Here is a 21,272-nt window from a genome sequence, read left to right as displayed (position 1 = left end):
GCAATTGTACTAGGATTCTGTGAAGAGAATCCAACAAAAATTGTTGGCAATTTAAAGAAGGAAAAGAAGAAAGTCGATTTCTGGACTAAAGCCGAGTTTGAGAAAGTTATTTCCTTAATGGATCTTAATGACTACTATCAGCGTTTCAATTTCACCACAATTTGGCTTCTATTTATGACCGGTGCCCGCATCGGTGAAGCAACCGCTCTTCAGTGGGAAGACGTTGATTTTAAAGCCGGTACGATCCGGATCAACAAAACACTTTATTATTTAAATGCGTTTAACTATGAATTTACTTCACCCAAAACTCGCGCCAGTGCTCGGACAGTTCCGTTAGACAAAAAGACACTTGAATATCTCTCCGAGTGGAAAGAGATTCAAGCGTCTGAAGTTAAAACAGATTTTGTGCTTTCATACAATGGTGTGCCAACTACTCGCGGATCACTGTCTCAAGTAATCAACGTCTATTCTAAGGCCGCGAATGTTCATCGAATTCGTGTCCACGCGCTTCGACATTCTCATGCTTCCTTGTTAATTAGTATTGGGGAAAACCCATTAATTATTAAGGAACGTTTGGGACATGAAGACATTCAAACAACTTTAGGAACTTATGGACATCTATATCCAAATAGTAACTTTGAGACAGCACAACACCTTAATGGTCTAGTTGATTTCACTCCGGCGGATCATTCAGTCGTTGTCCCCACTCGTAATCAGTTTACGGGCAAGAAACACATTACTGGTGCCATTTCGGTGCCAGCAACGGGAAATACAGAAGAAAAGAGTCAAGAAACGCCGGTATAACGGTATTTATATCTTAGCTTCTACTATTCCCATTCAATTGTCGAAGGCGGCTTGCTCGTAACGTCATACACGATACGGTTAACATGCTTTACTTCGTTGACGATACGTGTTGAAATCTGAGCTAATACTTCGTATGGAATGTGTGCAAAGTCCGCAGTCATCCCATCGATAGAAGTTACGGCACGGATACCAACTGTGTAGTCGTATGTCCGACCGTCGCCCATGACACCGACAGAACGGATACCTGGCAGAACGGTGAAGTATTGCCAGATGTCGCGGTCTAAGCCGGCTTTTTTGATTTCGTCACGAAGGATAAAGTCGCTATCACGGACGATTTCGAGTTTTTCAGGGGTAATTTCACCGATCACACGGATACCCAAACCTGGGCCTGGAAATGGCTGACGCCAAACGAGGTCTGAAGGCATGCCCAACTTTTCACCTAATTCACGCGCTTCGTCTTTGAACAAAGTCCGTAATGGTTCGATCAGTTGGAACTTCATGTCTTCTGGCAGGCCACCTACGTTATGGTGAGACTTAATGGTTTGAGCGGTATCAGTACCAGACTCAACCACGTCGGTGTACAGGGTACCTTGAGCTAAGAAGTCGATGCCATCCAATTTTTGAGCTTCATCGTTAAACACTTGGATGAACTCGTTACCGATGATCTTCCGCTTCTTTTCAGGTTCGCTAACACCCTTAAGTTTGGATAAGAACCGATCAGCAGCATCCACTTGAATGATGTTCAAGCCAAACTTGCCTTTCAGACTAGCCATGACTTGTTCCGCTTCACCTTTACGAAGCAGACCGTGGTCAACGAAGATAGATGTCAGCTGATTGCCGATGGCTTTGTGTAACAGCACACCCACAACAGATGAATCCACACCGCCGGAAAGACCCAGCAGTACCTTCTTATCGCCAACAGTTTCGCGAATATGTTGAATCTGCAGATCAATGAAATCATCCATTGACCAGTTCGCTTCAGCATGGCAAACATCGAAAGCGAAGTGCTTCAAAATGTCGTTACCGTAATCAGTGTTACGCACTTCGGCATGGAATTGAATGCCATAGAAGTTCCGTGCGGTATCCTGCATAGCAGAAATTGGGCATTCAGGACTCGTAGCAACCGCCGTAAACCCTTCAGGCACTTCGGTCACTAAGTCACCATGACTCATCCACACGTTTTGTTCCTTAGGCGTGTTGGCAAATAACTTGGCATCATCGCTGGTCACTGTAATCGCAGCACGACCGTATTGGCCGTTATCAGACTTAACTTGACCACCTAAATTGTAAGCCATCAACTGCATCCCGTAACAAATTCCCAGAATCGGAATACCTAACTTGAAAATCTCAGGGTCGACCCGCAGCGCGTCATCAGCGTACACACTGTTTGGGCCACCAGAAAAGATGATACCCTTGGGATTTAGAGCTTTTACCTCGTCAGCCGTGATTTCGTGAGACATTAATTCTGAGTAGATACCCAGATCACGGATCCGACGGGTAATGAGCTGATTGTACTGTGAACCGAAGTCCAGCACAATGATCTTATCAAAGGACGATAAATCAACCTTTGCCAATCCATTCACACCTTTCTTATTAAACAGAACTTGAAACCATTAGTTATACTATACAGATTCTTCTAATGCCGGTCAATCAAAATGAGGAAAGTTTAATCGTTCGGATTTTATCGAATAATCTGCTTAAAAACAAGTTATGCGACTCAAACACTCTGGCATTTACTAACCATCGCGTTCTAATTACCCTACCAATTATGATTTACGCAACATCACTTGGTCAATAATGTGCTGCTCACCCTTATGAATGATCATATCTGCACGGCTGCGTGTAGGTAAAATATAATCTTCCAAGTTGGGCAGGTCAACACTGTACCAAATATTCTTTGCAGACTCCACAGCGGCCTCTATCGGCACTTTAGTATAGGAATGGTAATAGTTATCCGGATCATCCTTAGCCAGCTTCAGCAGGGCTTTAAAACGCTCCAAATACCATTCCTCCACCAATTTTGGCCGCGCATCAACGTAGATGGAAAAATCGGTAAAATCGGAAACGTAGATCTGTTCAGAACTGGGTAATTGTAAGGTATTGATCCCCTCAATAATCAGCACATCCGGCCGTTCGATCTCCTGAACTTCATCCGGCACGATGTCGTAATTCTTGTGAGAATACACCGGCACCTCCATCAGTTCCTTACCCGACTTAACATCGTTTAAAAACGTGATCAGCGCCTTCATGTCATAACTTTCAGGGAACCCTTTCCGCGTCACCAACCCGCGTTTCTTTAGTTCAGCCGTTGAATACAAAAATCCATCCGTCGTCAGCATCTCGATGCGTCTGTCAGGAAAGAAGTGATTCATCAACACTTTCAGCAGTCGGGCAGTGGTACTTTTACCCACCGCCACACTACCGGCAATCCCAATAATGTAGGGAACGTGCCGCGACTTCTGCCGCAGAAAATGTGCCTTGGACTCCTGCCAAGTATCAAAATGCTTTATCAGCAGCCGCAAGTAGTGGATCAGCGGAATGTAAATATCCTGCACATCCTGGACAGAAATGCGGTCGTTAAAAGCCTTGATCTGTTTCAAACTCGCTTGAGTCAGCGGTACTGAGGCGTCCTGATAAAAGTCGCGCCATTCATTTTTACTAAATACATCGTAATTCATCAAATCAGTCATTCAAGTCAGCCTCATCAAATTCCGTAGGTACTAAATTGAGTTCATTATACACGAGCTATCTCGTAAGCGCTATAACTCGGGCGAATCTAGTTAGGATAAATTAAAGAGCGACTGAATCTTGTAGATTCAATCACTCTTTAAGTTTATTCTTTTTCGTATTCATCACTAGGCACATTATCAAACAGCGGTGACAACTTATCGGTTGCCAGCACCGTCAACTCGTGCATCGCCCGCGAACAAATCGTGTACATCAACTGCCGTTCGTCATCTTCATGGTAGTTCTTCTCAGAAGCTTCCCAGACGATGACCGCATCGAATTCCAGCCCCTTAGCTAAGAACGACGGCACGATGATCACGCCAGGTGCCAGTCGTTGATTTTCAGACTGGATCAAGGTGGCTTTGACCCCAGCCTCGCTTAACTCGTTGGCTAAATGACGACAATCAGCTAACGACTTGCCAATAATCGCCGTGGCTTCCTGCTCGTTGTTGTTAGCCTGCAGCTGTTTGATGAGCCGCTGTAACGTCGCCTGCTTATCCGGCTGAACGCTAATCACCGGTAAGGCACCATTCCGGTCGAAGGCTTTCACTGCTTCACCATTTACCAGAATATGGCGGGTAAAGTCGGTGATTTGAGCCGTTGAACGGTAAGATTGGGTTAACTGCACAACCGTCGTCTTTTCTGGATCAAACATGGTACTCAGTTCGCTCAGCAGCGTCTTGCTGTTTTCCTTGGTGAAAATAGCTTGGTTCAAATCACCCAGCAACGTGAACTTAGCCCGCGGAAAACTGAACTTCAGGTAAGCCAACTGGAACGGCGTGTAGTCTTGAATTTCATCAATAAAGACGTAGCGCATGTCCTTTTCGCCCTTGTGACCCGTCATCTTATCATATAGGTACAGGTATGGCGAAATGTTACTCAAGGTCATCTTAGAGTGCTTAATATCGGCAACGGTACGCTCAACGCTGGCCTTCCAGTCAGCCTTGGTAATGCCGTACTCGTCAAGGTTGATAATTGCAGGAATGCTACGCAGCATATGAACCATCTGACCGTTGATACTCAAGAACCGGTTGCGGACAACGGCTTGTCGAATGGGCGCAAAAGCCTTCATAACGATCTTTCTGGCGTAGAATTTGTATTCCTTGTCAGCGTCTTCGATTTCTTGCGGGTCTTCACCCTTCATTTGATTCATTTGTTCCTGACTCAAATCCTGAACGGCTTCTTCGACCCACTTGGCCCGCATCTCGGAACTGATCCGGCGATTAAGCATCTTGATCAGCTGCTCGCGAGTACCATCTAGGCGGTTGAATAAGCGATAATTTTCATTAAAACTATAGTAGATTTCGTGAATTTTTTCCTTGGTAAAGAACGGTTTCCCCTTAAAATTAATGTTCCGGAAAATCATGTCTTCTTTTTCCAGATGGTTAGCGTAGGCGGTAACGGCGTTGTAAAAAGCCAAACTGCCCTTTAGTGCATCGATCCGTTTTTCAGCATCGCTGTAATCTTCGCTGAACCGCTGTGCTAAAGTTTCCACTGCCATTTTTGGCAAGCGGTGGCCAGTGTACTGGTAATAGGTCATCTGGACCATATTTTGTTCACCCAGTTCAGGCAGCACTTGGTCGATATAATCGTTAAATAACTGGTTAGGTGAGAATAAGATAACTTGACCAGACGTTAATTTCCCCCGGTAACGGTAAAGCAGCCAAGCTACCCGTTGCAGAACAGCGGCCGTTTTACCAGAACCCGCTGCCCCTTGAACGAACAGTAAGTCCGACTTGGTGTCCCGGATAATCTGGTTCTGCTCTTTTTGAATGGTGGTGACGATACTCTTCATCTTAGTATCAGACTGTTCACTCAACGCATCCAACAGCATCTGATCACCAACGGCTTCTTCGGTATCGAACACCGTCTTGATGGTGCCATCTTCGATCTGGAACTGACGCTTTAACTTAAGATTAACAGTTTGTTCCCCATCAGGCGTCTGGTAGGTAACATCGCCTAAACCGCCATCATAATAAACACTAGAAATCGGCGCACGCCAGTCATATACTAGAAATCGATCAGGTTCATCCGAAAAAGAAGCCAGTCCGATATAGATCGACTCCGTTTTGGGTTCGCCTTCTTCGTGGAAATCGATCCGCGCGAAATAGGGGGTCTTTTCCATTTTCTTCAACGTCTTCAGTTCGTCAGTAGCGTGCTGCCAGCTATTTTGACGTTCATTAAGCTGCTGTTGCTGCTGATGAACCGACAGGCCGGTTTCCATAATACCCTCGTACGAATCGGTTTTAAGCCGTAATTCGTTAACCAGGTTATCACGAATACCCGCTTCGCCTGCCTTAGCGTTGTCGATCCGTTCTTGCGACTTAACCTGAGCAATCTTGATTTTATCAATCACCACATTTAAATGTGCTTGTTCTTGCTGTTTAATCGTATCTGCCATAGCGCCCTCCAGTCGTAAATTCGATATTAAAGTATATCACTAATTGCACCCGATAAGAACAATCTAGCTTCATTATTCCCTAAATGATTCGAGGTATTATGATGGATCAAATCTCATTAGTTATTATTCTGTTAGCCGCGCTGGCCATTCCACTGATTATGGCGCGGTTCAAACTCACTTTGTTGCCCACCGCAGTAGTGGAAATCATCGTCGGGGTCGTTTTGGGTCCCAGCCTGTTGAATCTGATTCACGCGAACGATACCCTCAGCATGCTGAAGGACGTCGGTGTGATCGTCCTGTTGTTCCTCAGTGGGCTGGAAATCGACTTTAGTCTGTTCAGCCGCAAACGTAACGACCTGACGCCGCTAGAGCAAAAACAATCCGCCACTGCACCGAAGTACTCACCCGTGTTCATCGCCTTTATGTCCTATGGCTCGATCGTGGTAATGGCCGCCATGATTGCTTTCTTATTGAAACTTTCCGGCATGTTCTCCGACATCTGGTTAGCCATGATTTTATTCATGACCATCTCTTTGGGTATTGTGATCGCCGCACTGAAGGAAAAGGAACTCTTAAGTAAACCCTTTGGTCAAACGATCCTGCTGATTTCGGCGCTGGGCGAAGTGGTGCCCATGATTGGCTTGACCTTTTACGCATCCGCCTACAGTCCCACCGCTAAATCGCTGTGGCTACTCTTGTTGATCCTGCTAGCTGCTGGCTTGCTCGTCTGGCGGTTTCAACCCTTCTTCAAGTTCTTTGACCGCATCAATAAATCAACCACGCAGTTGGACGTTCGGCTATCGTTTTTCGTCATCGTCTTGTTAGTTACCATTGCTGAATCAGTGGGTGCTGAGGGCATCTTAGGAGCGTTCTTAGCCGGTATCGTCATCAAGTTACTGGAACCGCACGAAGAAACCAAGGTGCGACTGGATTCCATCGGCTACGGCTTCTTTATCCCCATCTTCTTTATTATGAGTGGTGTGAGTTTGAACCTGCGAACCTTGCTGGCTGATCCGAAAACGCTGATCTTGATTCCCGTTTTCTTGATTGCCTACCTGGTTGCCAAAGCAGCTATTTGGCCGATTTTACGGTTGCGGTTCACCAACGGTAATGCTTTTGCCGGTACCGCCATGAGCAGTACCACCTTAACCGTTGTTTTGGCAGTCCTGCAAGTTGCTGAACACCTGCACCGGATCACCGCTCAGCAATCGGGGGCTTTCCTGCTGGCCGCCATCCTCACTTGTATCATTGGCCCCATCACCTTCAACCGGCTATACCGTGCTGAAGCTGCTGACAGCAAGCCGCTTAACGTCCACTTTATCGGCACTAATTTGCTCACCGTTCCCGTAGCGCAACAGTTGACTAAACACGGCTACGACATTCACATGTACACGGATCAGGAACGCAACTACCGCGCCTTTAATAGTGAAATCGACGTTCATTTGCTAGAAAACCTGGTTCCGGATGACTTGGTTGCTGCCGACGTGTTTGATACTGATATGATCGTTTTGGGTCAGAGTAACTCTAAGGAAAATTACCGCTTGGCTAAATCGGCCAAACAATATGGTGTCCCACGGGTAATTGCCCGCTTCGAAGACCCTAACATCCTCGATGAACGAAAGGATACCTTGGTGAAAATGGGGGTGGAAGTCTTTAGCACTCCCGATGTGCAAATCAGCATGCTGCGCAGTTTGATTGAAACCCCATCGACGCTGGAGTTACTCACTTCTACCGAAGCTGGCGTTTACGAAGTTCAGCTGCGCAACCACAAGTACGTGGATATCCAGATCCGCAACCTGCCCTTCATTGATGACATCACCATCGCACAGATCTACCGCGAAAAACGGTTCGTTCGGCCTAGTGGCGACACCCCGCTGAAGCTTAATGACCGGATTCTCTTCACCAGCAGCAAGCAGCAATCTGCTCAGATTCGTCGTGAACTGGGCAAATTAAACTAATTTTAAGACATTTATTTGGAGGCAATTTTTTGGCTAATTTTGACATTTACTTCGTCCGTCATGGACAAACTATTTTGAACAAGTACCACCGGATTCAAGGCTGGATCGACGCCGCACTAACTGATAAGGGTGTGCAAGATGCAAAAGCTGCAGGTCAGCGACTAGCACACATTCCTTTCACCAAGGCGTATACCAGCGATTCCGAACGTGCCCAACACACGGCCGAATATATCTTGGCCGTCAATAGCGGCACGGTAACAAAGGCCACTATTGCCCCGGCATTCAAAGAAGAAAACTTCGGCTATTTCGAAGGTAATGATGAAAACCAAACTTGGCATATGATCGGCGGTCCTGATGGCAACGATACGTTTAACGCCATGATTGCCGCTTACACCATCGAAGGCGTGAAGGACCGCATCGCGGCTCAAGACCCCTTTAACGATGCTGAAGACAACGCTCGGTATTGGGCGCGGCTACAACCTGGTTTCGACATGTTAATGCGGGACTGCGTTGATGGCGACAAGGTATTAGTAACCAGTCATAGCACCACCATCCGCAGCATCGTTTCCCGCTTCCAGCCGGATATCAACGTTGCCATTTCAGCACTTAACGGTTCAGTGACCAAGTTGAAAGTACGCGGTGATGATATTTCGGTTGCGTACTATAACCGGGTTGATGATCAACTGGATTAATGCAAAACAAAGCTCTCGCTATTAAAGCAGAAATTGCTTTAATGACGGGAGCTTTTTCATGTTAACCCTATAATGTTCCTAAAAATTGATCTAACACAGCCTGAAATTGTTCCGGATCTTCATACTCCATCCCATGGCCGACATCCGTTAAAACGGCGGCCTGTCCATTCTTCACTAATTTTGCCGATTCAGTTGCGTGCGCACTTGGCCAAAACGGACTGTGATCAGCTGCCATGAATAACGTGGGCACCGTCACCGTTTGTAAGATTCCGCGCCAGTCAGCCCATGCATGGTCCAATAGTAACGGCTTAGTCATCTCTAGCGTATATGTATTGTCATTGGTCTCGGCTGCCACCGCCTTCATAATAGCCATCACTTCCGGCGTAACGTCCTTGTAAAACGGACTATCCAGTGGCGCGTCAAAGAAGGTCCCCATATTTGCCGTGGTTAACTTGTACATCCCGGTCTGCCAGTCATCATCGTTGACCATCTTGGGCGTTTGGTCCACGTTCACAAAGGCGCCTAACTGGGCATCGCCAAACAAGGATATGTAGGCCATCACAGTTGAACCACCCATGGAATGGCCCACAACGATGGGATTCTTTAATTGCAAACTCTCGATTAAATCGTGCAGATCTTCGCCTTGACGTGCCATGGTTTTGTTATATGTAGGTGAAACCGTGTTGCCATTGAAGCGACGTTCCATACCAATTACGCGGTAGCGGTCCTTATAATATTCAGCTTGCGGCAGCCAAGTTTGGGCGCTGGCTCGATAACCGGCAATGAAAACTAGGGGCTGCCCCTCACCTTCGTCAAAGTATTCCAACGTTGCGCCATCACTGGTCGTAAACTGATGCATCGGTAATAAGTTCATATCACCACTCCTTTTATTAGATTATTAAAATCATATTAGAAAACAAACGTAAAGTCAATCCTACTTCCGCTTTTCAAGTACAATGTTGGTAACGATCACCAATCTATTTGTTTGCACTCAATCAGCGTGAGTGCTACATTAGCGAACAGACTAAATCAGCTCGAATGATAGGGGGAAATGCCATGGCTGATAAACAAGCGGCTGATCAAGCAGACGGCTCATTAATGGAAATGTTTCGTTTTGTCTTCAGTAAGGTACTTAAAAAACGATGGTTACTGGTGTTAAACGTCTTTGCGCTCACCGTGATTACCTTACTGCAATTCGTGATGCCGCAGATTGAACAGTTCATCATTGATAAAGTAATCCCGCAACGCAACTTCCAGTGGCTTTTTGGTGCCATCGCCATCCTCTTACTGGCAGCTATCATACTGGGCGTGTTCACCTACATCTCCACTTACTACATGAGTGTCATGAGTCAAAACGCCATTACTGACTTGCGGAATCAGTTGTATGAATACTTATTAAAATTAGATACCAGCTTCTTCGAATCCAGTAAAACCGGTGACTTAATGACCCGGTTGACTAGTGACATCAATAACCTGCAAAGCCTCATTTCAGCTAATATGCTAAACATGGTCGGTAATCTATTTACGTTTGTGGGCGTGCTGGCGTTGATTTTCTACATCAACTGGCAAATGGCATTGGCCGTTAGTCTCACCTTCCCACTCATGTTCATCGTCTACCGGGTATTTCGGGTTCGCATTCGCACCGCGTTCATGAACGCACGGCGCTCACAAGCCAGAATGTCGAACCAGATGCAACAAACCTTGACTCAAATCGATCTTATCAAGAGCTTTAATAGTGAAAATATTGAAGCTAAACGATTTGACCACTTTGCCGACACCAACCGAAAGGACATGATCACAGCTGGGCGTAATCAAGCCATCTTCTCACCTTTAATTGACGGCATCAACACGTTGGGCATCGCGATTGTCCTGTCGTTAGGGGCTTACTTCATCATCAAAGGACAACTCACGGTGGGGGCGTTAGTCGCTTATCTTAGCTACGTTGCCATGGTTCAGTCACCGATTCAGGCTTTCACCCGGCTACTGAACCAACTGCAGCAGTCACTGGTTTCCTATGGCCGAATCCAGTCGATCCTGCAGGAGAAGCCACAGGTACTAAATGCAGCGGACCCTAAGCCCTTTCCGCAACTTTCCAAGGGAATTACCCTCAGTCACGTTAACTTTAATTACGACGCAGCTAAAGCCCCTGATAAGCATGATACAACGTTAACCGATATTAGCTTTACGATTCCATATGGCAAGACCACTGCGTTAGTCGGCCGGTCAGGCTCTGGTAAAACGACGATTACTCGGCTTATTGACCGCTTTTACGATTTAGACAGCGGCAGCATCACGATTGATGATCTGCCAATTCAGTCCATCGATATTGTCTCACTACGTCAAAACATCGCCATTGTTTCCCAAGATATCTTTATTATTGATGGTAGCATCCGCAACAATATTTTGTATGGCCGCCCAGACGCTTCCGATGATGACATTTGGCAAGTAGCGAAGCTGGCAGACCTAGATACTTTTATCCGGGGATTGCCCGATCAACTCGATACACAGGTTGGTGAACGGGGTGTTAAGCTCTCTGGCGGACAGAAACAGCGGGTTTCAATTGCGCGAGCGCTATTGAAGAATGCCCCCATCATCATTTTGGATGAAGCCACCGCTAGTCTGGATAATCAGTCTGAAAAAGCCATTCAGCATGCTTTGAATAACCTTTTAGCATCTCGGACGTCTTTGGTCATCGCTCACCGATTATCTACCATCCACGATGCGGATCAGATTATTGTGCTGGAAAACGGCCGTGTGGTTGAGACCGGGACACATGAAGGTTTGTTGGAGGCTGATGGCGCTTATAAGAAGTTGTATGATGCGCAGTTTGAATAGTCGTTCACTTTTACGTAGCTAAAACACTTTTACTCGGCCGTGTATCTTGAATCTTATGTAGCCGTAACGCGCTCAAGAACTCAGAGCCCGGCCGTGTAACGAAAAAAGAAGGTACGTCCTCAAGTTCAAGGACCTACCTTCTTTTTTCGTTACACTCTGGGCTCTACCCGAGTTCTTTTACTCTCAGTCCCATTGACTTCGCTCTCTCCTGATACATCGGGATCTCATCCTGACTGCACTGGACATAGTGATGGGGCACAATTTCAACTAATTCACGTTTTTTGGAGCCATCCTCGTACTTCGGATCATACTTGATCTGTGTCCGCGTCCGCTCATACTCCGGATCTGGTACCGGTACCGCTGACAGCAGACTTCTAGTATAGTCATGCAACGGATGATTGTAGACTTCATCCGACGTACCGACCTCCAGCATCCGGCCATAATGCAAGACACCGATTCGATCCGAGATGTACTTCACCATGGATAAATCATGGGCGATGAACAAGAAGGTTAACTTCCGCTCACGCTGCAGCTTCTTAAGGAGATTAACCACTTGGGCTTGAATAGAAACGTCCAAGGCGGAAATCGGTTCGTCAGCAATGATGAACTTCGGTTGCACAGCAAGTGCTCGCGCAATCCCAATCCGTTGCCGCTGCCCACCTGAGAATTCGTGAGGATACCGGCTAGCATGGTCGCGGTTCAAGCCAACAGTTGCCAGCAAATCGGCCACTTGTTTGCTACGGTCGGCATCATTTTTAGCTAAATGATTAATGTCGATACCTTCAGCCACGATATCTTTGACCTTCATCCGTGGATTCAGTGACGCATATGGATCTTGAAAAATCATCTGCATGTCACGGCGAAATTGCTGCATTTTTTGCTTATCCTTCATGCCAATGATTTCTTGCCCGTTAAACTTAATCGAGCCGCTAGTTGGTCGATATAAATGAATGATGGCACGACCAGTAGTGGTCTTACCAGAACCGGATTCGCCAACCAGCCCAAAGGTTTCACCCTCATAAATATCGAAGGAAATATCGTCAACAGCCCTAACTTCATCGCGCTTGCCAACGTTGAAATACTGTTTCAAATGACTGACTTCAAGCACTTTTTTAGCGTTATCAAGCTCCATTATTGCTGTTCCTCCTCTTCTTCGATTTGATGATGCTGTTTAGCTTCTTTTTGCATGGCCGCAAACTTAGCTTGCCGCTGAATAATCTGTTCCGGCGGTGTCACTTTTGGTGCGTCCGGATGCAATAACCATGTGGCAGCATAATGAGTATCAGAAACCTTGAAGAACGGTGGTTCCTGTTCCGTATCGATCTTTAACGCGTAAGGATCCCGCGCCGCAAAGGCATCACCCTTGGGTGGATCGAGTAAGTCTGGCGGCGTCCCTGGAATTGAAGCCAACTCGCCACTGTCAGTATCAAGCGTTGGCATTGAGCTTAACAGCCCCCAAGTGTAAGGGTGCTTTGGGTTATAGAAGATTTCATCCACGGTCCCATACTCAACGATCTTGCCAGCATACATAACGGCAACCCGATCAGCCATCCCAGCAACCACGCCCAAATCATGGGTGATGAAAATAATGGAAGTTGAGATTTTGTCCTGCAATTCACGCATTAAATCCAAGATTTGTGCCTGAATCGTCACGTCCAAAGCAGTCGTAGGCTCATCAGCAATCAGGATTTCCGGATAATTGATCAGCGCGATGGCAATCACAATCCGTTGCCGCATCCCACCTGAAAATTGGTGCGGATAGTCGTTGATTCGGTTTTCTGCGTCAGTGATACCAACCAGCTTCATCATTTCCAGAGCTTGCGCCATGGCTTTATCTTTTTTAACACCTTTATGAATCATCAGCGGTTCAGCAATTTGACGGCCGATTCGCATAGTTGGATCCAACGAGGTCATCGGATCTTGGAAGATTTGCGCAATTTTAGCACCACGTAAACCTTCTAGTTGCTTCTGTGACATTTTTAGCACGTCTTTATCATGGAATTGAATGGTGCCACCCTCAACCACCGCGTTATTTGCCAGCAACCCCATGATTGAACGGGTAGTGACCGTTTTACCAGAACCGGATTCACCAACGATGGCTAAGGTTTCACCCTTCTTCAGGTCAAAACTGACATCACGAATAGCTTTAACCGTCCCAGCATAGGTGTTGAAGTTGATTTTGAGGTGGTCGACCTTCAAAATAGTTTCTTTACTTTGCATAGTTTCACTTCACCTACCCTTTCGTTTGTGGATCAAAGGCGTCACGCAGACCATCGGCGAAGATGTTAAAGGCAATCATGATCACAGACAGTACAATGGCTGGATACCACATTTGATATGGCAAAAATTGAAAGTTTTTCTGACCATCGTTCAGCAATGTCCCAAGTGATGCTTGTGGTGCACTGATCCCGATACCAACGAATGACAGGAAGGCTTCGAAGAAAATAGCACTTGGAATGGTGAACATAGTTTGAATGATGATGATACTGGAGAGGTTGGGTAGTAAGTGCTTGAAGGCAATCTTGATTGAACTTTCACCCAACGTCTTCGCCGCCAGCACGTATTCCTGTTCCTTTAACTCCAGCGTTTGCGCCCGTATCAGCCGCGCCATTGTCGTCCAACTAGAAAACGCAATGGCCAAGGTAATTGATGACATACCGGGTTTTAGAATTAAAATCAGCAGCACAACCACAACCAGGGTTGGAATTGACATAATGATTTCAATCACACGTTGCATAAAGTTGTCGATCCAGCCGCCCTTCCAGCCGGAAAAGAGACCGAAAGTGACACCAATCAACAGGTCAACGGCAGTGGCAACGATAGCAACTGTCAGGGAAATACGCGTCCCAAAGAGAATTCTGGATAGCATATCACGACCAAGATAATCGGTTCCTAACCAATAGTGCACACCAGCACCGGCACCAGCAGCTTGATAAGCATTCACCCGGCTACCAGCTTGAACCAGTGTCCCGTTAATCCCATTAATATTGACGCCCGGCCATTTTGGCGGTAAGTTTGCCAGTTGCGGGTTAACAGCATTAGGATTATGCGGTGAGAAGAACGCTGATCCAAACGCTAAAACAAAGAAGATCACGAGGATGATCATCGCAATAATGGCGCTTTTATTCTTTTTTAAGCGACGCCATGCATCCTGCATAAACGTCAAGTTAGGCGCCGCAATTTTTTCACTGTCGAGATGTTTTGACTTATCAAGAGGTTCAAAACTATCTGCAGGAAGCTTTACTTCATCAGCCATTTTTTTGCCTCCTAATTAATTACTCTTGCCAGAAATTCGAATTCGAGGATCAATAATACCGTAAACGATATCGGTGATCAGCAGCACCACCATCAGCATGACACTATAGACGATGGTAACAGCCATGATGGTTGGGTAATCGTTGGTCAGGATCGACTTAACGAATTGCTCACCAATACCTGGAATGGAGAAGATGTTTTCAATCACCATTGAACCAGTCATGATGTTAACTGCCAACGGCCCCATGATGGTGACCACTGGAATCAAACTGTTCCGCAGTGCATGGTGATAAATGACTCCCCATTTACTCAGCCCCTTGGCTCTGGCCAGCTCGATATAATCGGAATTCAGCACGTCCACCATTTCCGTCCGCGTAAACCGCGCCGTATCCGCAAACGGTGACGCGGCCAACGCAATTGTTGGCAAAACAGTGTAGGAGAACCCGCCCCAATCGGCAATTGGGAACCACTGTAATTTCAACCCAATAAAGTACTGCAGTAAAACGGCCAGCACGAAACTTGGGATTGAAATACCCAAAATGGAAACAATCGTGGTGGTGGTATCTACCCAAGTGTTCTTCTTAATGGCACCCAAAGCACCAACTAAGATTCCGGGAATCACACCAATGATCATTGCTTGAAGCCCTAACAAAAGTGAGGGTCCGATCCGGCTTGAAATCAAGTAAGAAACCGGTTGATCACTAAATTGGAAGGAAGTCCCAAAGTTCCCCTGGAAAACACCGCCAACGTAAATCAAATATTGCTGCCAGACGGGCTTAGTTAACCCATACTGCTTTAAAATCAGGTGTTGCTGCGATGGTGACAGCTTTTGCTGGTTCTGCAGCGGTGTCCCTGGTAATAGTTTCATCAGAAAAAACGTGACCGTGATGACGATGAATAAAGTTAATAGCAGATAAAAAATCCGCTTCAATAAATATTTCGCCATGAAAATACCTCTCATTCTACTTACTATTTAACATCATTACACTTTTCCAAAAAGATGTAAAAACAAGGATGGGCATCCGCTCAGCTTTATCTTCACTAAAATACGGGTTACTGGTGACTAGAAACATACGCTCGGCTAAAGTCCCATTGCGCACCGGTGAGAAAATACTGAACGCCGTGAACGTAAGGTTTCAGCAATTGCGCTTGGGTTCGCTGATATAACGGTACAATGCCCTGTTGCTGCATCAACGTCTTCTCGGCGTTCACCAAATCGTCCCACCGGGCATCTGGATCATTTGCATCTCGACCCTCAGCGTTTTTCACGTCCGTATCGTAAGTCTTGTTTTGCCAACGCCCACGATTGTAAGCGTTGTTGGACGTAAATAAGGAACTAAACGAGATGGCATCCGGAAAATCAGCGATCCAACCACCCACCACCATGTCAAAGTCACCTTCAGTGGAACGGGAAAGCCGCACGTTGAATGGCACGGTAACCGTCGTCAGTTTCAGTCCAGGCAGTTTTCCCAGCTGGCTTTGAATAAATTCAACGGTTTTCTTACCGTTGGGCGTGTCATCCGCTAATAGATTCAACGAAATACTTGATTGGCCAGATTGCTGCAGAGCTTGTCGCCACAATGCTCGTGCTTTGGTTAAATCATAAGTCGTCCCCGATTTAACGTAGGCCGCATCAGCAAAATCAGTCCCATCCTTTTTCGCCAGATTCTGAGGAACTAGTCCCTTGGGCGCTTGAGAACCATCAGCTAAAATATTATGGGTTAAGGACCGTTTATCAATCGCTAATGAAATGGCCTTCCTGGCATTTAAATTATTCTTGAAGAACCCGTTTCGCTGATTGAACTCCAGATAGAACATGGAAGCAGAACCTCTAATATGTATATCAGGCGAGGTTTTAAGGTGCCTGTACTGTGTGCCGTCCGTCATCAGCTCATCAACTTTACCGGTCTGATACTGACTGAGCCAAGTTCCCTGATCCTTGATCACCCGGTATTTAACTGCTTTTAGCTTGGTTGCCTTCGCGTTCCAGTACTGATCATTCTTTTTCAACGTCCAGGTATCGTTAGTCCCATCCCAGCCAGCCAGCATAAACGGGCCGTTATAAACGGCATTACCAGATCGGGTCGCGTATCTGGCGCCATACTTGTTAACGACTTGCTGGTTCTGTGGTAGAAACGCTTGGGAAGCCACTAGGTACTTAAAATAGCTCTGTGGTCGTGATAGCGTTACCACTAACTGATACTTACCATGAGCCGCTACCCCCAGTTTAGAGGGGGCTTTTTCGCCCTTATTGACGGCATCATAGTTCTTAACGTGATTATAGAGGTAAGCAAACTGGGCTGCCGTACTCGGCTTAACCGTTCGGCGCCAACCATAAACAAAGTCAGCAGCCGTTACCGGTGCCCCATTACTCCATTTAGAATGCCGCAAATCAAAGGTCCAAGTCTTACCGTCCTTTGACACATGGTAAGTTTTGGCAACGCCTGGTCTGAGTTTCGACCCCTGCCCAATTCGAAGCAACCCTTCGTCAACGTTGTTCAATGCACCACCACTGACGACATCCGTTGATTTTGAGGGATCCATGGTCGGCAGATCAGCAGCTTCCACCCAATGCAAGGTTTGATCATCGGTTAACTGTCGCTTGTTTTTAGATCCACATGCGGAAAATAAGAGCAAAGAGGCCCCTGAAATAGCTGCTAATGTTAAAGTCTTACTAAACTGCATCGCCATTTCACTCCCTCAAATTCTGGATAAACGCACAAGCATAATTATTAAGATTCGTGATATATATTGTATATTAGAAAAACATTAAAATCAATGCTGTTTTATCATCTGAGCCATTTAACACGGGTAAACTTTGGAATTTTTATTGCAAAAATTGCATATATTTTCGCTTATTCGAATATCTTTTCGTTCAATAAGTTAATTGGAAAGACCTGAATTTATCTTCCAATGAATAAAAAGCTCTCATTATTGTAAACTGACCGATACTAAAAATCAATTGTGCAAAAGCTATTCATACGTAATGGCTATTGGGGCTGTGACATCCGTCCATATTTAGCTTCTTATCTGAAATAAGATAAAAATTTGTTTTTGTTCAATCCTTTTATCTAGCTAAATCGGTTTCACAACTCAGATTCCAGTCATTTAACGTAAACAATGTGTATGGTCGAAATACACATTGTTTACGTTAAATTCTGGAATCTACCGAGTTGCTTCACACTCTCATGTTATACTGAAGCTAAACAATTAAGGATGGTGACAACATGGATAACAGCGAACTTGTGCCGGTCATTAACATTGGCCTCAATACAGGACGCTACAACTTTGATTACGCCATGGAAGAGTTAAAAGCCTTATCAGAAGCTAATCATATGAACGTGGTGGAAACCACTGTACAAAATCTCAGTCAGCCGGTTGCCGGAACCTACTTTGGAACTGGTAAAGTTGAAGAATTACGTGATATCGTTGTTGATGCTGGTGCTGAAATCGTGGTGGCTAACGATGAACTAACACCTAGCCAAATCAGAAACCTGGAAAAAGTCGTGAAGGTCCCCGTGATGGATCGAACTGGGCTCATTTTGGCCATCTTCGCTAACCGGGCGCAAAGCCGCGAAGCCAAGCTGCAAGTTGAATTGGCTAAGTTACAGTATCAAATGCCCCGGCTGCACACCGCAATGAACCAACGACTAGACCAACAAACGGGGACTAGTGCTGGTGGTGGTTTCACCAACCGTGGTGCCGGTGAAGCTCAGATTGAATTAAACCGGCGAACCGTTCAGCGTCAGATCAATCACGTTCGGCATGAACTGAAAGAAGTCGACAAATCAGCGTCCGTCAAACGACAGCAACGTGAACGGGTCCAATTACCTAACGTGGCACTCATCGGTTATACCAACGCAGGCAAATCAACCATTATGAACGAGTTGATCAAACGCTACGGCATGAACGAAGATAAACAAGTCATGGTTAAGAATATGCTCTTCGCTACCTTGGATACCAGCGTTCGCCAACTACAATTCGATGATTCAAAGAAGTTATTGCTGAGCGACACGGTTGGCTTTGTTTCCCAACTACCAACTACTCTAGTGGAAGCTTTCAAGTCTACCTTGTATGAAGCCGCCAATGCTGATCTGTTAATTCAAGTCGTGGACTACTCCAGCCCTAACCGGATCGATATGATGTCTACTACCAAGAAAACCTTAACTGAAATCGGTGTCCCTGATTTACCAATGGTCACCGTTTACAATAAGGCCGATCTGACAGACAACGAGTATCCGTCTCGAGCTGGCGACGAAATCGTAGTTTCAGCTAAAGATCCCGCCTCAATTGACCTGCTAGTTCAAGTCATTAGAGAAAAAGTCTTTAAAAACTACGTCATCGCCACTTTCCTGATTCCGTTTGAAAAGGGTGACATTGTTTCGTATCTAAACGAACACGCCAGCGTTAAGTCGACGGATTACCTTGAAAATGGCACCAAGATTGAAGCTGAAGTGACCAATGTTGACTATCAGCGCTTTGAACAGTATGTTTTAGAAGAAGAATGATTCAGTCATGTAACGCAAACAAGCCATTTCGACATTTTTTGTCGGAGTGGCTTGTTTGCGTTACATGACCGGAATCTGAGTTGCAGGGCATATTTTGGCTAGATTAAAGTCTAGAGGAGTGAATGTCTTTTACGTCTCCACATCTCTAATGGAAAGCGCTTGACCTCGTCCAGTATTTATCATTGACCAAATAGTAGGTTGAAGTTTGACCATTTGATACGGACACCCGCGTCGCCCGTTGCGTGATACTAACTGGTTTAGAGCCTAAGTCGGCAGTTGTCCCAGCAAGTTTAGCCAGTTGCGGGTCGTTAAATACCTTGGTGTACATTGTATATTTTTTGATTGGGCTCAGAGATTGGACGTAAGGGGCGTACTTAATCGCATCAAACTGCAGTGCTCCTGAACGAACCCAATACTTCCGTGCGTTTGGATTTGAACTAAAACGAATTCGGTACCATTTGCCACTGTCAGCCGTAGCTCGCATATCAACATAGACGATGCCCGATTTCTTGGCGTTAGACCAACCATCGCGCTGACTATAAATGTACCAGCCTGCGTGGCCGCGAACATGATTATACAAACTGTACTTTTTAGCTGCTTGAGTGGTTAACTTGGCGTACTGGCTGTTATAACCAGAAGTATATGATTCTTTCTTGTTAGTGGCTTTATTGGCTTTGTACTTACCCGTCAATTTTTGTAATTTCGAGGTGTTCTTCATATCAGAAGGTTTGACTGTCACGTTTTTATTATTAGTATTGGAACTTACTGTCATGTCACTAGAATTCATTCCAGCGCTTAACACAAACGGAATCTTACTCTTTGAACTGGTAATTTTATTACCTTTAACCTTCACACCGGTGATTCCATCACCCTTTGAATTATCAAAGTAAACATACCGATTATTAGGATCAAGGTTGACGAATTTATTATTCGTAATCTGGATGTTCGACATCTTCACAATTGGCGAAATGTTATAAATCCGAATGTAGTTACCCGAGCCTAAAGCACCCTTATTTTCAAAGGTATTATTGCTGATATATAAGTTTGAAACACAAACGAAATGAATGTTTGCCCCGTCAGCACTCAACAGTGGTTTAGCATCCTGCACGTAATTGTTTGTAAAGTGGATATCGTGAATAATGCCACCGGCACCGTTGGCGTAGAGCGCATGCTGCCCAATTGGGTTTGGTGCAAATGACTTCACTGAACCAGACTTATTGGAAAGCGGTACAAATCTATTCTTAGTCACGTTAACATTGTAAGACGGTAAGTTATCATACACATCTCCTGGTTCGTGATATGACATGGCTTTATGGTTAGAATAGTCAACTTGAATCGCTTCTTTATAGTCGGTTTGCGCGTTAAATCCGGTGAAGATTGAATTCTTAACGTTAACATCGTGACTACCATCAATATCAAGATAGTGCCCGGTTGGTGATTCAGCGTTTTCAAAGATACAGTTATTAAAAGTTACGTATTTAGCATGATGAATTGATTGTACGAAAATACTTTGTCCATCCGACTTGTTGTAGTCACCACGGAAGGTTGCGTTATTCCACGTAATGTGACTGATCCCGCCGTTGTAACCGCCTTTGGGACTGGGATAAACAAAAGCCATCCGATCACCATCTTTGATCGTAAACTCGGCACCCTTATCAAAATCAAAGGTTATATATGAATGCAGCACGATGGCATCTAGCTCAGCATTCGTAAATAAGTAGTTGCCCTTTGGAACGTGAATCGTGGCGTTCTCATCGGCATTATCGATGATCTGTTGGAGCTTGGCACTATTATCGGTTTTGCCGTTTCCGACCATTCCCTGGTCCTTCACGTTGATGCTTTGATCCGCGTGCGCCACAATAGCCGGGTCCAAAGGTGAATTATTTTGTCCAAGCTGTGCAAACCCGACGCTCATAGTAAGTCCAAAAGCGATGGTTCCTAACATTAATTTCCTTAGTTTATTCATATGCATCCTCTCCCAAACGCAAAATATCTCTCAAGATTAGGATACCAAAAAATTGCGAATTAGGTTTAACTATTTCAAATATATCAGTTAAACGTGTTCACCAAGACAGAGACCTGCATAGAACGA

15 protein-coding genes are annotated in these 21,272 nt (G+C 45.5%); 5 read left to right on the top strand and 10 right to left on the bottom strand.

All coding sequences use genetic code 11. The annotated features are described in order from the left end of the window. The coding region (locus tag AC6H04_RS00155) for a site-specific integrase (protein WP_497569765.1) at positions 1-804 on the top strand (804 nt) is incomplete at its 5' end. Positions 805-827: 23 nt separating this feature from the next. Here the strand turns inward: AC6H04_RS00155 and guaA are convergent. The 3 genes from guaA to helD all read right to left on the bottom strand — a co-directional run bounded on the left by guaA (position 828) and on the right by helD (position 5,932). Next, a complete protein-coding gene (gene guaA / locus AC6H04_RS00150) occupies positions 828-2,378 on the bottom strand; it encodes a glutamine-hydrolyzing GMP synthase (RefSeq protein WP_497569764.1) in 1,551 nt (516 codons plus the stop codon). Between the two features lie 192 nt (positions 2,379-2,570). Continuing rightward, positions 2,571-3,494, bottom strand: a complete 924-nt coding sequence (gene coaA / locus AC6H04_RS00145) for a type I pantothenate kinase (RefSeq protein WP_497569763.1) — start codon at positions 3,492-3,494, stop codon at positions 2,571-2,573. A 143-nt stretch (positions 3,495-3,637) separates the two neighbouring features. Then, positions 3,638-5,932, bottom strand: coding sequence for an RNA polymerase recycling motor HelD (gene helD / locus AC6H04_RS00140; RefSeq protein WP_497569762.1), 2,295 nt, complete (start codon positions 5,930-5,932; stop codon positions 3,638-3,640). Positions 5,933-6,033: 101 nt separating this feature from the next. Here helD and AC6H04_RS00135 point away from each other — a divergent pair, with 101 nt between their 5' ends. Together AC6H04_RS00135 and AC6H04_RS00130 are read left to right on the top strand one after the other, a co-directional pair. Next, positions 6,034-7,890 (top strand): monovalent cation:proton antiporter family protein, encoded by a 1,857-nt coding sequence (locus AC6H04_RS00135; protein ID WP_497569761.1) that lies wholly within the window; start codon positions 6,034-6,036, stop codon positions 7,888-7,890. A 29-nt stretch (positions 7,891-7,919) separates the two neighbouring features. Continuing rightward, positions 7,920-8,582: a histidine phosphatase family protein gene (locus tag AC6H04_RS00130; protein WP_497569760.1), complete on the top strand. Its 663-nt coding sequence runs from the start codon at positions 7,920-7,922 to the stop codon at positions 8,580-8,582. 67 nt (positions 8,583-8,649) lie between these two features. Here the strand turns inward: AC6H04_RS00130 and AC6H04_RS00125 are convergent, their stop codons facing one another. After that, positions 8,650-9,456, bottom strand: a complete 807-nt coding sequence (locus tag AC6H04_RS00125) for an alpha/beta fold hydrolase (RefSeq protein ID WP_497569759.1) — start codon at positions 9,454-9,456, stop codon at positions 8,650-8,652. A 182-nt stretch (positions 9,457-9,638) separates the two neighbouring features. Here AC6H04_RS00125 and AC6H04_RS00120 point away from each other — a divergent pair, with 182 nt between their 5' ends. Next, a complete protein-coding gene (locus AC6H04_RS00120) occupies positions 9,639-11,417 on the top strand; it encodes an ABC transporter ATP-binding protein (RefSeq protein ID WP_497569758.1) in 1,779 nt (592 codons plus the stop codon). Positions 11,418-11,580: 163 nt separating this feature from the next. On the opposite strand, the gene AC6H04_RS00115 is transcribed toward AC6H04_RS00120, so the two are convergent. From AC6H04_RS00115 to AC6H04_RS00095, 5 genes are all read right to left on the bottom strand, one after another. After that, entirely contained in the window at positions 11,581-12,549 is a 969-nt protein-coding gene (locus AC6H04_RS00115; protein ID WP_497569757.1) for an ABC transporter ATP-binding protein, read from the bottom strand. Further along, positions 12,549-13,637 (bottom strand): ABC transporter ATP-binding protein, encoded by a 1,089-nt coding sequence (locus AC6H04_RS00110; RefSeq protein WP_497569756.1) that lies wholly within the window; start codon positions 13,635-13,637, stop codon positions 12,549-12,551. The genes AC6H04_RS00115 and AC6H04_RS00110 overlap by 1 nt, the downstream gene beginning before the upstream one ends. Positions 13,638-13,650: 13 nt before the next feature. Beyond that, positions 13,651-14,673 (bottom strand): ABC transporter permease, encoded by a 1,023-nt coding sequence (locus AC6H04_RS00105; RefSeq protein ID WP_497569755.1) that lies wholly within the window; start codon positions 14,671-14,673, stop codon positions 13,651-13,653. 15 nt (positions 14,674-14,688) lie between these two features. Further along, the gene (gene opp3b, locus AC6H04_RS00100) at positions 14,689-15,618 is read right to left on the bottom strand and encodes an oligopeptide ABC transporter permease (RefSeq protein WP_497569754.1); all 930 of its coding nucleotides are present in this window, start codon (positions 15,616-15,618) and stop codon (positions 14,689-14,691) included. A gap of 107 nt (positions 15,619-15,725) precedes the next feature. Continuing rightward, positions 15,726-17,363, bottom strand: a complete 1,638-nt coding sequence (locus tag AC6H04_RS00095; RefSeq protein WP_497569753.1) for a peptide ABC transporter substrate-binding protein — start codon at positions 17,361-17,363, stop codon at positions 15,726-15,728. 536 nt (positions 17,364-17,899) lie between these two features. On the opposite strand from AC6H04_RS00095, the gene hflX reads away from it, so the two are divergent. Further along, complete coding sequence (gene hflX / locus AC6H04_RS00090; RefSeq protein WP_497569752.1) at positions 17,900-19,180, top strand: GTPase HflX; 1,281 nt, start codon at positions 17,900-17,902, stop codon at positions 19,178-19,180. Between the two features lie 145 nt (positions 19,181-19,325). Here the strand turns inward: hflX and AC6H04_RS00085 are convergent, their stop codons facing one another. Further along, complete coding sequence (locus AC6H04_RS00085) at positions 19,326-21,146, bottom strand: glycosyl hydrolase family 28-related protein (protein WP_497569751.1); 1,821 nt, start codon at positions 21,144-21,146, stop codon at positions 19,326-19,328. Positions 21,147-21,272 lie beyond the last annotated feature (126 nt).

This window comes from Secundilactobacillus sp. MJ173, from assembly GCF_059704265.1.
Note: the sequence above shows the minus strand (reverse complement) of the source record. Positions and strands in the feature narration are given on the sequence as shown.